The 13015-nt window shown below is 57.8% G+C and carries 14 protein-coding genes; 7 read left to right on the forward strand and 7 right to left on the reverse strand.

The window, feature by feature from the left end:
- Positions 1-6: 6 nt before the first annotated feature.
- A complete protein-coding gene (gene rlmB, locus OHL23_RS03585; protein ID WP_263350399.1) occupies positions 7-807 on the reverse strand; it encodes a 23S rRNA (guanosine(2251)-2'-O)-methyltransferase RlmB in 801 nt (266 codons plus the stop codon).
- Positions 808-1025: 218 nt separating this feature from the next.
- Between rlmB and OHL23_RS03590 the strand changes: the two genes are divergently transcribed.
- The 5 genes from OHL23_RS03590 (at position 1026) to OHL23_RS03610 (ending at position 4176) form a co-directional block, all read left to right on the forward strand.
- Positions 1026-1691 (forward strand): RNA polymerase sigma factor, encoded by a 666-nt coding sequence (locus OHL23_RS03590; RefSeq protein ID WP_263350400.1) that lies wholly within the window; start codon positions 1026-1028, stop codon positions 1689-1691.
- Positions 1692-1740: 49 nt separating this feature from the next.
- Positions 1741-2157 (forward strand): hypothetical protein, encoded by a 417-nt coding sequence (locus tag OHL23_RS03595; RefSeq protein WP_263350401.1) that lies wholly within the window; start codon positions 1741-1743, stop codon positions 2155-2157.
- 156 nt (positions 2158-2313) lie between these two features.
- On the forward strand, positions 2314-2841 hold the full coding sequence (locus OHL23_RS03600; protein WP_263350402.1) for a zinc ribbon domain-containing protein: 528 nt from the start codon (positions 2314-2316) through the stop codon (positions 2839-2841).
- Between the two features lie 256 nt (positions 2842-3097).
- Positions 3098-3940, forward strand: coding sequence for a LytR/AlgR family response regulator transcription factor (locus OHL23_RS03605; RefSeq protein WP_263351720.1), 843 nt, complete (start codon positions 3098-3100; stop codon positions 3938-3940).
- A gap of 65 nt (positions 3941-4005) precedes the next feature.
- Positions 4006-4176 (forward strand): hypothetical protein, encoded by a 171-nt coding sequence (locus tag OHL23_RS03610; protein WP_263350403.1) that lies wholly within the window; start codon positions 4006-4008, stop codon positions 4174-4176.
- A gap of 122 nt (positions 4177-4298) precedes the next feature.
- Here the strand turns inward: OHL23_RS03610 and OHL23_RS03615 are convergent, their stop codons facing one another.
- From OHL23_RS03615 to OHL23_RS03630, 4 genes are all read right to left on the reverse strand, one after another.
- Complete coding sequence (locus OHL23_RS03615; RefSeq protein WP_263350404.1) at positions 4299-5135, reverse strand: ferredoxin--NADP reductase; 837 nt, start codon at positions 5133-5135, stop codon at positions 4299-4301.
- Between the two features lie 356 nt (positions 5136-5491).
- Complete coding sequence (locus OHL23_RS03620) at positions 5492-6016, reverse strand: Dps family protein (protein WP_263350405.1); 525 nt, start codon at positions 6014-6016, stop codon at positions 5492-5494.
- 209 nt (positions 6017-6225) lie between these two features.
- The gene (locus tag OHL23_RS03625; protein WP_263350406.1) at positions 6226-7998 is read right to left on the reverse strand and encodes a M28 family peptidase; all 1773 of its coding nucleotides are present in this window, start codon (positions 7996-7998) and stop codon (positions 6226-6228) included.
- Between the two features lie 94 nt (positions 7999-8092).
- Complete coding sequence (locus tag OHL23_RS03630) at positions 8093-8773, reverse strand: YceH family protein (RefSeq protein ID WP_263350407.1); 681 nt, start codon at positions 8771-8773, stop codon at positions 8093-8095.
- 176 nt (positions 8774-8949) lie between these two features.
- Here OHL23_RS03630 and OHL23_RS03635 point away from each other — a divergent pair, with 176 nt between their 5' ends.
- Entirely contained in the window at positions 8950-9861 is a 912-nt protein-coding gene (locus tag OHL23_RS03635) for a hypothetical protein (RefSeq protein ID WP_263350408.1), read from the forward strand.
- A 194-nt stretch (positions 9862-10055) separates the two neighbouring features.
- Here OHL23_RS03635 and OHL23_RS03640 read toward each other — a convergent pair whose 3' ends face one another.
- Together OHL23_RS03640 and OHL23_RS03645 are read right to left on the reverse strand one after the other, a co-directional pair.
- Positions 10056-10754 (reverse strand): pyridoxamine 5'-phosphate oxidase family protein, encoded by a 699-nt coding sequence (locus OHL23_RS03640; protein WP_263350409.1) that lies wholly within the window; start codon positions 10752-10754, stop codon positions 10056-10058.
- On the reverse strand, positions 10751-11371 hold the full coding sequence (locus OHL23_RS03645; protein WP_263350410.1) for a hypothetical protein: 621 nt from the start codon (positions 11369-11371) through the stop codon (positions 10751-10753). The genes OHL23_RS03640 and OHL23_RS03645 overlap by 4 nt, the downstream gene beginning before the upstream one ends.
- Before the next feature lie 87 nt (positions 11372-11458).
- Between OHL23_RS03645 and pdxR the strand changes: the two genes are divergently transcribed.
- Positions 11459-12946, forward strand: coding sequence for a MocR-like pyridoxine biosynthesis transcription factor PdxR (gene pdxR / locus OHL23_RS03650; RefSeq protein ID WP_263350411.1), 1488 nt, complete (start codon positions 11459-11461; stop codon positions 12944-12946).
- Positions 12947-13015 lie beyond the last annotated feature (69 nt).

A 13015-nucleotide genomic window follows, 5' to 3' on the forward strand; every position in this document is an offset into this window, starting at 1 on the left:
CCACCGTTACGAACCAAGGCCCTTCAGCTTCCTCGGTTTGGACGGCGCTGCCGCGCTTTTGTCCTGCGTTTCGCCTCGGAGCTTGTTGCGGCGCTGGCGGTAAGCTTCGAAAAGCACGACGGCTCCGGCAGCGGAGACATTGAGCGAGCTTACACCGCCGGCCATGGGAATGCGCAGCAGGTGGTCGCAGGTTCGACGGACGAGGTCGTGAAGGCCGTCACCTTCGCGGCCCATCACCAGAGCGCAGTCTCCGCTGAAGTCGAACTGGTCGTAGTCCATGGTGCCGCGTTCGTCGAGGCCGATGATCCAGATATTGTTGCGCTTCAGATCCTCCAGAGACCGGACCAGGTTGACGACCCGGGCGATGCGCAGATGTTCCTGTGCACCGGCTGCGGCTTTTGCTGCGACGGCGCTGAGCGGGGCGGCGCGACGCTCGGTCATGACCACAGAATCCACTCCGGCGCCGTCGGCCGAGCGCAGCAACGCGCCGAGGTTTTGGGGATCTTCTATGCCGTCGAGCGCGAGAACGAGACGCGGCGAGCTGGTGGGCTCCAGGATGTCTTCTATGGAGAGGAATTCCTGCGCGCGAACGAAAGCGACCACGCCCTGATGAGCGGGAGTGCGGGCGATGTCGGTGAGTGTCTCACGTGGCTCGGTGCGGAGACGGATTTTTAGTTCGCGGCAGAGGGAGACTATCGCTTCGAGACGATCATCGCGGCGTTCGCGAGCCACCAGAACGTGGTCGAAACGGCGCTTGCCCGCTTTCAGCGCTTCTTCCACCGGATGGATCCCGTAGAGAGTCTGCATACTCTTTAGTGTAGGGCTTTTGGGTGCTGCCCGGCCGGATCGGTTCGTGGGCATCCGACGAGACACGTCTTCCTAGGCGGCTCTTGCGCGGATTGGGAATGCATGACACTGATATTGCGGAAGTTTTTGTCGAGATTCTTCGGTCCTCGAATAATATTTTCATTTTCTTGCGGAAGTTATTCAACGCGGCGAGGCGATTTTGCGTCTAAAGAATTGTGATGACAATGTTCGCCTCAGCCACCACGTATGGCACGACCGCCAAATCGCTCAGCGTTCGGGAAGCTCAGGAGCTGGTTCGCCAGGAAAGCCTGCAGATCGCCCAGGGGCTGAAACGTCAGGATGCCGGACTGCTCGACCAGCTGATTGTGCGCTATCAGCATCGGTTGCTGCGATATTTGCTTTACCTGACCAGCAACCGGGAACAGGCGGAAGATCTCTTTCAAGAGGTTTGGATGCGGGTTCTGGTTCGTGGCGGGCAATTTGACGGCAAGGCACGGTTCGACACCTGGCTGTTCACGGTAGCGCGAAATCTGGTGATCGATTGGCGGCGCAAGCGTACCATGTCGAGTCTGGATGAATTGTTCGAGGCTGCAGGCGAAGACGACCGCCCGATAGGGATTGAGATCGCGGCGGATGGCCCGTCGCCATTTGACCAGTGCGCCGGCGGCGAGGATCGGGAGCGGCTGACTGCGGCATTGCTGCAGATGGAACCGCTCTACCGGGAGGTTCTGGTTCTACGCTTCCATGAAGACCTTTCTTTAGAAGAGATAGCAAAAGTTACCCGGGCGCCTCTTTCCACGGTAAAATCACGCTTGTATCGCGGTCTGGCTTCCATGAAGCCGAAGTTGCAGGGATCCTACGGGGCGGAGCACACTGCAAATTGATCTTTCTGAACGGCAAGTCAGTTCGCTGCAATAGAGAATCGGAGCAGGATTGAACGCAGCTTCACATGCCGGGGAAACACAGAACGAGAACCGAGCCGGATCTGCTCCAGCGCAGACGTCTGGGCAGGCTCCTGAAGTGAGTTCCGATCTGCTGTCCGCCCTGACAGGCCGGGACGCGAACCGGGACCGGGATGTTTCCTTGCGGACTCGCCGTGTCATTATGAGTTCGCTGGGGGTGCTTCGGGAGCGAAAAGAGGACAAGAGCCGTGTGCGCTCTGTGGCTCTGGCTGTCACATTCGTGATTCTATTGTTGATAGCGCCGTTACTCTGGGAAGCCACGGACAGCCTGATCGCCGGCGAGCATCTGGGTGACCCCGGCAGCCAGTTGAGCCTGTGGGCCTGCATTGTTTGCACCACGATGCTGGGCGCCGCGCTGGTGGCTGGCTGGTGGCGCAAGCGATCGTAAGTTTCGTAACAACCTGACAGTATTCTTACCGCAACCTGACACAATCCTTACAAAAAATCGCTTCCCGCCCTCAAAATCGCAACTTCCTGTGGCCATAGAGCGTCTGTTTACGTAGATTTGCACGGTTAATCTGAGTTATTCTTCCGTGACACCCCTATGCGTGATCCACAAGCTTTCCCGGTCAATGAAGATGCGCGGCTGATCCCCATGTGGTCGATCATCGCCGCAGGCATCGCGTTTGTTGTTGTCGAATATTACTGGTGGCTCATCCTGCCGGCCACCCGTCACCATCCACCAGCGCCACTTGGGCTTCGCGTCTACTTCAACCTCTCATGGGGGCTGCTGGCCGCGCTTTACTTCCTGATGGTTGGCTACGTCAGCCGGGATGCGCCGCGCCGCTCGATGAGCGCGCGTTTCTGGATGGTGATCTGCTTTGTGCTGCCGGGTGGGATTGGCGCGGTGCTCTATTTCCTGCTCCGGCTGCCGGTTACTTCGCTTTGCGCCGCGTGCGGTACACATGTGCAGAATGAGTTTCATTTCTGCCCGCAGTGCGCTTATCAGCTTACCGCCAGCTGCGGGAACTGCTTCCGCTCGGTTCGAATCACCGACCAGTTCTGCACCCGGTGCGGCCATGAGTTGGCCGAGGATCACATGCCCGCGCGCCTGAGGGCAATTGCCGATTAAGGTGTAGTCGGCCAGTTTGACGAAATGGCAACCCTCAGGGGCTGAAGCCCCGCTCTTATTGCGGGATCTATGTACGGGCTGAAGCCCGTATCTTTCAAACTGATTCCACTACCGACGAAGACCTCGCTCCTGTGTTCCGGCTCCCGAAGAGTATTCTTTAGGGTGAAGTTCGTGGAGGAAGTGGTCTGGCATGGCAAACGGTATGCTGAAGGACGATTCGCTGCAACCATCTTCCCCTTTGAACGCTCCAAATCCCATGCCCATTACTGCACTGGTGATTGATGACGAGCGGCTGGCTCGGGAAGAGTTGAAGTTTCTGCTCGACGCTGCGGGCAATGTAGAGGTTCTGGCGGAGGGCGCGAACGGAATCGAGGCTGTGGAACTTATCGAGGAGTACCAGCCGGATGTGGTCTTTCTCGATGTGCAGATGCCAGGGCTGGATGGGTTTGCCGTTCTCAAGCACCTGATCGAGCATCGCGGCGTAGAGCGGCTCCCGCAGATCGTATTTGCCACGGCGTACGACCAGTATGCGGTTCGCGCCTTCGACGTGAACGCCGTCGATTACCTGCTCAAGCCATTTGATGGAAGCAGAATTCAGCAGGCTCTGGCTCGTGTTCGAGCGCGGCTTATCGATGGCGGGCAGGAGGGCAACGGCACGAATGGCACGGGAACGGGTTCCGGAGCGAAACCCGGCTCGGACGCCGAAATCAGTACCCTGTTGGAGATGCTGCATCGCCAGCAGGCTTCCCCGCGCAGCGCAACTCCCAGCAAATTGATTGTGCAAGTGCAGAGCCGGCTTCTGCTGGTGGATCAGGCAGAGATCTGCTATGCCGCCATCGAAGAGGGAACGATCCGCGTGGTTACACCGACGATCGAGGGGCATTCAAAGTGCCGGACCCTGGAAGAACTGCTTGAACTGCTCGATCCGAATCTTTTCTGGCGGGCGCACCGGGGATTTGTGGTCAGCATCAACCACATTCGCGAGGTGGTGCCGTGGTTCAAGTCCAGCTACCAGTTGCGCATGGATGACCGGAAGCAGACGGAGATTCCGGTGAGCCGGGCGCAGACGCGACGACTGCGTGAGCTCTTCAACCTTTAGAATGAGGCCGGATTTCTCTTCCGTGCATCCTTGAATCAGCAGGCGAACGAAGGGGTTGGAGCATTATGGGGCTATTTAAATTCGTGACCAACGGGTTTATCAACTTCTTCGGGATCACCCAGCCAACACCGCAGCATGAGCGGCAGGCGATCTGGTTCATTACCGGACTGCTGGTGCTGATCGTACTGGGGGCTGCTGTGGTTTTTGGCGTGATTGTGATGGCCTTTGGGCGGTAGGGCTGAAGCGCGGTTGCGTCGGCCTTTGTGGTTCCCACCCTTCGCAAAAGACGCGAAGGATGGGGCACCCAGATTTGTGGTAGCTACGTAAGTAGATAAAAGAATGTATTGTTGCTTGCTACTTAGTCGTAGCGTTCGAAGATGATCTGTTTCTTGTGCCAGCCGAAGCCGGTGAGGCGCTCTCGAACGGCCGAAACCATGTTGTTGAGGCCGCAGATGTAGGTATGGATATCGAAGGTCGGAGTCTGGTTTTGTAGCATTTCTTCGACGGCTACAGCAGTTTCTGCGACCGCGCCGGCTACAGCGGCTGAGGCGAGAGTGGCGGCATGGCCGCGGGTCTCGACAATGTGGCCCAAATACTCCTGCACGTAACCTCGGTGCCCTTCCCACTCATCGCCCGCGCGGCTGAGGGTGGTGATGTAGTGGAAATTCTCGTGCTCGGCGGCGATGCGGTCGAAGTAGTCGCGGTAGTAAAGCTCGCTTTCGTAGCGCGTGCCATAAATCAGCCAGAACTGCTTGCCTTCGCTCCGGTCTTCCCCGGCGTGTTCGCCTTCTTCCGGAAAGAGCCATTGGGTGAAGGAGCGCATGGGTGCAATTCCAGTGCCTGTCGCAACAAAGATGGAGTCTGTCAGCGGAGAGCGAAGGGTAAAGTTCCCGTGAGGTCCGTGGACCTGAACTGTGCCACCCTCGGGCAGATCGCAAAGGTGATTTGAGAAGAAGCCATTTTCGACGCGGTTCACGCACAGGTCAAAGCGGTTGGCGCTGGAGGCTGACGCTATCGAGTAGGCTCGCGTCTGGGTCTTGCCCCGGCCATCGACGGCAACGGTGGAGATGAATTGTCCAGCGGCGAAATCGAAGGTGGGCATCTCGTCGATCTGAAATTCGAGGTGATAGCACTGGGCTATATCCGAAATGCAAGCTTTCTGCACGAGGCGGGCAGTATAGGTTTGACGGAGCAAATTGGGTTCTCGCTTGAAATCGGAGTAAGGCCAGATGCGGGAAACGATCTCGCCTGCATGCGCCGATGAAACCGCTTCGAGCCTGATCTGATTATAAGACGGAGCCCGCTGCTATTTTGTGGCGTGGATTATACGGGTTGAGTTCGACGATGTAACTTCTTTTGCAATGTACGACGGCCCGGGCACTTATCTGCCCAGGCCGCTTTCTGCTCTTTGACTGGAAATTACGCTATTCGGAACATTCCCTCGGCGGCTAAAGCCAGCTGATTGGCTTGACTCTACGGCGTGGCTGAAGCCACGCCCTTTCAAGACAACAGGCTCCGGACAACCTGGCTCCGGGCTTGTTCAGAAGTTTCTTAGTGTGCGCGCAGGGTTTCGAAGAGGAACCATGCCCTGCGTTCTGCCTGATCGATCCAGTTTTCGAGCAGGCTGGTTGTGGCTACGTCGTTGTGCTTGGAAGTGATTTCATGCGTCTCGCGCATGAATTTGACCAGTTGCATGTTGTCCGAGTGCAGTTCGGAAAGCATGTCTTTCGGAGCCACGAAGGCTTCGGAATTGTCTTTCAATCGCTGGAAATGGGCGATGTCGGCGATGGAGTGCAGAGTGGTTTCGCCGATCTTGCGGGCGCGCTCTGCGATTTCGTCGGTAATTTCAAAGATCTGATCCGCGTGCTCGTCGAGCAGGAGATGGTAATCGCGGAAGTGGGGGCCGCTCATGTGCCAGTGGAAGTTCTTCGTCTTGATGTACAGAACAAAGGTGTCGGCTAAGAGATGCTTCAACTCCTCGGCGATCTCCACAACGCCCTTGCGCGCAAGGTCGGTTGGAGTCTTCAGTTCCTTGCTCTCCCGGGTATCCAGAACTGCTGATTCGCTCTTTGACATTTTTCTCTCCTTGAATGCCGTCCCCGAACAAGCTAAAGCACGATTCCTATGCCGATCACTCGTAATTCTGGAGTGTCCGGTGCTGAGCTGGTGGGCCATTCAGGCCAAAATCAGCGGCGCACCATCGTGCGAGAGTATTTCGGGATTGGCATGCATTCCATAAGATGCGTTTTACCTCAAGTAGACGCGGCGATTCGTTGAAATTCCTGTTACGGTTTCTGGCTGGCCAGTCGGGCGGCCTCGAATTCGTCGCCCTTGTTCCATGTGATTGGCGTTGTGGACGAGATTGCCTGCCAGCCGAGGTCCATGCCGAAACGAACCAGTTTGGCGTTGCCGGCAAAGTCCCAGTCGGGATGGTAGTTGTCGGAGAAGTTGTGGTAGTCGTTGGCGACGAAGTCCTTCAGCTTGGTTTCGCCCCAGGCGTGATCGTGCCCTTCGAAGAGCGTCCCTTCATCTACGGAAAAGGCGGGAATGCCAACGCGTGAGAGCGAGAAATGGTCGGAGCGGTAGTAGCTGCCGGCCTCGGGCCGGGGGTCGGGAACGATGGTCATGTCGAAGGCCTTGGCGGTCTTTTCGACTTCAGGATAGAAGCTGGTGCGCTGAGCGCCGTTGACGTCGATCTCCTGCGGTTTGCCGATGGGCAGGATCATGTCGTAGTTGATGTCGAGCGCGATCTGGCCTGCGGGAACGGGCGGGTTCTGGCCGAGGTATTCGGAGCCCAATAGGCCCTGCTCTTCGGCGGTGACGGCGGAAAAGATTACGGAGTGCGGCAGGGGAATCTTGACCTGGCTCCAGACGCGGGCCATCTCCAGGAGCATGCCAACGCCGGTTCCGTTGTCGGCTGCGCCGTTGAAGATGTTGTCTCCGGGCGATTTTGGATTGCCATCGGGGCCGGCCACGAAGCCGAGGTGATCGTAGTGCGCGGTGTAGAGCACCGCCTGGTCGGACGGCGGCTTGACGGCGGGAGGCAGGATGCCAACGACGTTTGCCGACTGGAATGGGCGAACCGTGCTTGCGACGTGGGCTTGAAGCTTGACCGCCAGTTCGACGGGCTTGAATCCGGGCTTGCCGGCATCGGCGAATTGCTGGTCGAAGTTGAGGCCGGTGGCGGCGAAGATCTTCTTCGCTACATCGAGCTGAATCCAGCTTGCAGCCTGCAAGTGCGGGTTCTTATCGTCGCGAAGGAAGGTCTTTTCGCTGGTGTTGGAGTTTTTCACCACGTCCCAGCCGTAGCTGGCGAGATCGGTGCGATGGATAATCAGCGCTCCGACTGCGCCCTTGCGCGCGGCCTGTTCGAATTTGTAGGTCCAGCGGCCGTAGTAGGTGAGCGCCTTGCCGCCGAAGAATTTCGGATCGTCGGATGGCGGGTCGCCGACGATGCAGAGGATCACTTTGCCCTTCACGTCGACGCCGGCATAGTCGTCCCAGCCGAATTCGGGAGCGGTGACTCCGTAGCCGACGAAGACGATCGGGGCCTCGATATCGACGGCGGGGGTGAGGGTTTGATTCGCAACGGTGTAGTCGTCGGCGTATTTCAGCGGAGTTGGTTCACCGGCGGAATTGACCAGGGCGAAATTTGTCTCGTCGGGGTTGACCTTCATGCCGACGAAGTTGATGTTCTGGAAGTACGTGCCCTGATCGCCAGCGGGTTTGAGGCCATAGAGCGCGAATTGCGTGGCGATGTATTTGGCCGCGAGATCGCCGCCGCGCAGGCCGGGATAACGGCCTTCGAGCAGATCGTCGGAGAGAAACCTGACGTGGGCGCGGATGTTTTCCGGGTCGACGAGCGGCTCGTATTTCTGGATCGTGTCTACAGGTGCAGCAGGCGCGGCGGGTGCGGGTGCGGGTTTCTTCTTTTTCTCGAACGGCAGCTTGATCTGAAAAGCATACGCCGACGTGCCCATCATGACGGCGGCCAGCAAAATGGCCAGCGTGGTCCTACTGTTGGGCGAGAGAAGCCTTGCAATTTTCTTGGATTTCACGGGAAACTCCGGACGATTATCGATTGGAGACGCGGTGCTGCAAAGGATGGTCTCAAATTCCCCGCTACCCTGCAAACGAAACTCTTGCGGCTGCTTATTCGAGAAGCCGGGAGATGCGCTCGACCTGCTCGCGCAGTTCCCCTAGTTCGCGCGTGAGATCGGCAACCTCCGATTCGAGCTGGGCGACGCGCTCGCTGAGTTCCGGATCGGTTGCCTGCGAGCTTGCGTAGGTCGATGAGTTTGCCGAGCTTGATGAGGCGGAAGCGGATGCGGATTCGAAACCCTGCACGTCGCCGCTGAGCAAATGCGCGTAACGGGCTTCTTTAGTGCCGGGCTGGCGTGGCAGGACTTTCACCAAGGCCGGATCGCGGGTCATCAGGCGCTGTAAGACGCTTTGCACATCGCCTAATTCGTCAAAGCGGTACATGCGCTCGGTGCGTCCGCGCAGTTCGCCGGGCGTCTGCGGGCCGCGGAGGAGCAGGACGCAGAGAATTGCGATTTCGCCGCGGGTGAAGTTGAAGACTTCCTGGCAGTGGTGCTCGAATTTGGCAACGCGGCCATCTCCGCGGACGGGGGCTGCGAGGTGTTCGTCTTCGAGGCCATGCAGCGCCTGGCGCACCTCAACCTCATCAAGAGCCATCACCGGCTCGCGGTTGTTCTTCTGGTTGCAGGCGTTCACCAGCGCGTTGAGCGAAAGCGGATAGTACTCGGGGGTGGTGATCTCCTTCTCGATCAGGGCGCCGAGGACGCGGGTTTCTACGCTGGTGAGCTGCATTACCTTGGGCATCTCCTCGGGAATATTTTCTCAGGCTTCCGCCTGTAACCCAATTGCCTTTGTATTCGTCTAATTATAGATAAACCATTCTAGATCAGCGCGATCCTGACAGAGAGCCCCAAAACACACCGCAACATTTCTTCTCTATTGGCATCTATACCAATAGAGGTTTGGGGATGATTACTAAGTTAAAAACATTTTTCTTTTTTCTTTCGGTATTTTCCTTGCCGGTTCTTTGCGCGTCAACAAGTCTGGCGCAGAATGCTAACCCTCCGGTTCGTCCAGGAACTCTGAATTACGTTGAGGGGTCCGCGACGCTCAGTGGCCACCCAATTTCGCTGCGCGCCACAGCCGCAGGCCCAAGAGAAGTGGCGGCCGGCAACACGCTCGCTACGGATAACGGCAAGGTTGAGATGTTGCTGACGCCGGGTGTATTTTTTCGCCTGGACGACTTCAGCTCGGCAAGAATGGTCTCGCCAGATCTAATCAATACCGTTGTGCAACTGGATAGTGGCCGGGCTTCCGTCGAGGTCGATCAGCTCTTCCCGCAGAACAACATTCAGATCGTGGTGAACGGCACCCCGACGCAAATCCTCAAGCCCGGCTTTTATGAGTTCGACGCGGACCGGGGAGCGGTGCGGGTCTTTGAAGGCAAAGCCGCCGTTCTCAGCCACGAAAACCAGCGGATTACCGTCGGCGGGCATCACGAGTTCGCCTTTGAAGCGTCGGCTCACTTCAAGCCCGCCAGCTTCGATACGCATATCACTAACGACGAACTCTACAACTGGAGCAGTCTGCGATCGGAATATCTGGCCGAGGCGAACACACAGATCGCGGGCGAATATGGATATGACGGCTTCGCCCCGGGCTGGTACTGGGATCCGTACTTCGACGGATATACCTTCATCGGATTGGATCCATTCTGGAGTCCCTTCGGCTGGGGATTCTACGGCCGAGGATTTTATGGGCGCGGCTTCTATGGTGGCGGCTATGGGGGCTACCGAGGCGGAGGCTACGGCGGTTTCCACGGTGGTGGCTACGGTGGCGGAGGCTTCCATGGCGGTGGTGGCGGCGGTGGTCACCGCTAAACTGTCCTTCCCGTTTACCTTTTCCTTATCCCGCGGCGGAGCGCCAAGCGCTCCTGCCGAGTGACAATAAACTTTTCATCTTTAAACCTCCTTCGGCGCTCATGGAGATTCTCCGTGAGCGCCGAAGCTGCAATTGCGGCGAATGCGCGAAAAACAACAAAGATCTTCGCGAGACCTGTTCCGGCTGTCGCGAGTCACGATCTCTTTGCGATAGAGTCCATGCTCCTCAGTTCGTCGGTATCAGAGCGAAACGCACCGAGCAGACTGCGTACACTGGCGGGTACGCCGATTCCTTCCGGCGATCCAGGGTCCGGTATGGGCGATTGCGGCAGCACCGGAAGCGGCAGGATACCCGCCCATACGGGCAGCGCGTAGTCCGCTTCGTCATCGATCGGGTGACCCGTTCGAATTTTGGCTGACGCTTCTTCGATCGAGAACTCCAGCACTTCGGTGGCCTTCAGTTCTTTTTCGGAGGGAGAGCGCACTTCATCCCAGCGACCGGCGAGGATGTGTTCGGAGATGATGCGCAACGCCTCGGTCTTCCGAGCTGCATCCTGGATCATGCGGGCATGTCCGAAGGCAACTACCGATCGGTAATTCATCGAGTGGTGAAAGGCTGAGCGTGCGAGCACAAGCGCATCCACGATCGTTACGGCTATGCAAGCAGGCACGCCGGTTTGCAGCTCACGCAACATGCGACTAGCAGGCGAACCGTGCAGGTAAAGCTTGTCAGCGTTGCGTCCGTAGATTGTCGGAATAACAAATGGCTGCTGGTTGACGGTAAAGCCGGCATGTGCCACGAACGCGGCATCGAGAATCGAATGGATCGTTTCTGTGTCGTATGCTGCGCGTTTGGGGACCCGCTTGATGCGAGAGCGTCCGGTGATGTTCATTCTTTCGCCCTGGTCTGGTCCGTGATCCAATTCACTTCCCACGTTTTGCCGCCGTCCTCGGAAAAGGCCTGTTCGAAGTGAGCCGAATTCGGTGTGATCTGTGACCATTGATAGCGAACGAAGATCTGGCGGCCATTGAAGGCTTCCTGGTCATAGAATTCACCGATGCCGTTCTTGAACTCGCCAGTTGTCGCCGGCAACGAGAGCTCGCCGGTCCTTCCGTTGGCCCAGTAGAGGCTCCATTGCCGCGACTCGGGGTTGTAAAGGCGAAGCGTCAAGCCCTCGACGTGGCCTGCGGGTCCATCGGTCTCAAACTCTTCGATATTTGCTCGACCGTTCCAGAGTTTGCGTGTCACAGAGGTTCCGTCATACTCAATCCACTGCGATGAACCGGACAGGGGATGCAGCATGCGCCTGAGGTGGATCTTCCAGGCCCCGATCTCGAAGTCGAAGTCATGCTGGCCACCGTGTTGTTCGGTGACGCTGCCGGGCGCGGACTTCGGTTCAACCTGGCCGGCTTGCTGTGCGTGGGTCTTAACTGCGAGAGCCAAGGCTGCCACGAGCACGAGCGCGCCAACGCTCAATCGGCGATTGCTAACTGTTCTCTGACGTTTCAATGTCGATCTCCTCCTGCACCGGACGAATCGTCACGGCACATCTACGATCTTGGAGAATCATGTGGTAATGTCAAAGAGCCACTTTCTATGGATTTCGTAATACCAATTCTGCGAGACTCGGGACCTATCTTTCGGCAGATTTACGCCGCGCTCCGCGACGCAGTGCTCGCCGGCAAGCTACCCCAGGGAGAGCGTCTGCCATCAACTCGCGAGTTGGCCGAACATCTTCATGTTTCGCGCACCGTGGTATTGCTTGCCTACGATCAACTGCTCGCGGAGGGATATGTGTCCGGGCGGCGCGGTTCGGGAACGTTCGTGGCCGGCGATCTCAATCTAACGATGATGAAGGAGCATACGGTTTCTGCGCAGATTCGCTTGTCCCGCTACGGGAGGCGGGCGGCGGATGCCTCATCGCATATCTCATTTCCGCAGCGACGTGAACGTCCTCTGCGTTACGACTTTGCATACGGCCGTAGCAATATCGATCTGTTTCCATTCGAGGCATGGCGGCGTATGCTGCTGCGCACCGCGCGTAAGGCCCCTGTGCGCGAATTGGACTATGGCGCGGCCGCAGGTTCTCCGGAGTTACAGGAAGCGATCGCGTCGCATGTGAAGCGGTCACGGGGAGTGGTGTGCGACCCATCGCAGGTCCTGATCGTGAACGGATCGCAGCAGGCGCTGGACCTCATTGCTCGCGTGCTGGTCGAGCCCAACGATGTGATTGGTTTGGAAGAGCCTGGATATCAGGGCACTCGCGAGGTCTTTCGCGTTGCAGGCGCCCGTCTGCATGGAATACCGGTAGACCATGACGGGATCGTTCCGGAGAAGATTACGCCCGGAGCGCGCATGGTCCTGGTTACACCATCGCATCAGTTCCCAACAGGTGCAGTCCTGTCGCTTTCGCGGCGACTGGCGCTTTTGGATTGGGCAAAGCGCAAGCGAGCTGTCATCGTCGAAGACGACTATGATGGCGAATTCCGATATGGAGGCCAAGCCCTCGAATCACTGCAAGGTCTGGACAGGGAGGGACGCGTTATCTACATAGGAACGTTCTCACGTACTGTGTTTCCGTCCTTGCGCATCGGATACATGATCGCTCCGGTAACACTTGTATCGGCTTTCACCGCGGCTAAATGGCTGTGCGATCGACACACATCGATGTTGGAGCAACAGACGCTCTCGGAGTTCATTGCGGGCGGGATGTACGAACGGTATTTAAGGCGCGTTCGACGGAGTAACACGGCACGTCGCGATGCGCTCCTCGAATCCATCGACACGGTCCTCGGAAACGATGTGGAAGTGACGGGCCAGGGCGCAGGCGCGCATGTTGTTCTATGGCCACGCGCCGATGTGAACGAAAGAATCGTCATTGAGCGAGCGGAAGGCTGCGGCGTGGGCATTTATGGCCTGTCGGGCTACTATCTCGGAAAACGCACACGCCCCGGAATCATTCTTGGATATGCGCGCTTAAGTGAATCAGAGATTCGTGAAGGCATTCGTCGACTGCATGCTATTTTCCGGCCAGATGGGACGATGCGGAGATCGAGATCGTCGCGGAAGCCGATCACACGATGATGCCGGCGGTGAGTTCCAAGAAGCAAATCTACTCGATGCTCTTTCCCGAAGGGCCACCTCTTCCTGCCT

This window comes from Acidicapsa acidisoli, assembly GCF_025685625.1.
Classification (GTDB): Bacteria; Acidobacteriota; Terriglobia; order Terriglobales; family Acidobacteriaceae; genus Acidicapsa; species Acidicapsa acidisoli.

Coding starts and splice junctions, on each gene's coding strand:
- OHL23_RS03630 (WP_263350407.1), bottom strand. CDS start 8,773: ATGCAGCTCACCAGCGTAGAAACCCGCGTCCTCGGCGCCCTGATCGAG.
- pdxR (WP_263350411.1), top strand. CDS start 11,459: ATGGATTTCGTAATACCAATTCTGCGAGACTCGGGACCTATCTTTCGG.
- OHL23_RS03605 (WP_263351720.1), top strand. CDS start 3,098: ATGCCCATTACTGCACTGGTGATTGATGACGAGCGGCTGGCTCGGGAA.
- OHL23_RS03635 (WP_263350408.1), top strand. CDS start 8,950: ATGATTACTAAGTTAAAAACATTTTTCTTTTTTCTTTCGGTATTTTCC.
- OHL23_RS03640 (WP_263350409.1), bottom strand. CDS start 10,754: ATGAACATCACCGGACGCTCTCGCATCAAGCGGGTCCCCAAACGCGCA.
- rlmB (WP_263350399.1), bottom strand. CDS start 807: ATGCAGACTCTCTACGGGATCCATCCGGTGGAAGAAGCGCTGAAAGCG.
- OHL23_RS03600 (WP_263350402.1), top strand. CDS start 2,314: ATGCGTGATCCACAAGCTTTCCCGGTCAATGAAGATGCGCGGCTGATC.
- OHL23_RS03610 (WP_263350403.1), top strand. CDS start 4,006: ATGGGGCTATTTAAATTCGTGACCAACGGGTTTATCAACTTCTTCGGG.
- OHL23_RS03590 (WP_263350400.1), top strand. CDS start 1,026: ATGACAATGTTCGCCTCAGCCACCACGTATGGCACGACCGCCAAATCG.
- OHL23_RS03620 (WP_263350405.1), bottom strand. CDS start 6,016: ATGTCAAAGAGCGAATCAGCAGTTCTGGATACCCGGGAGAGCAAGGAA.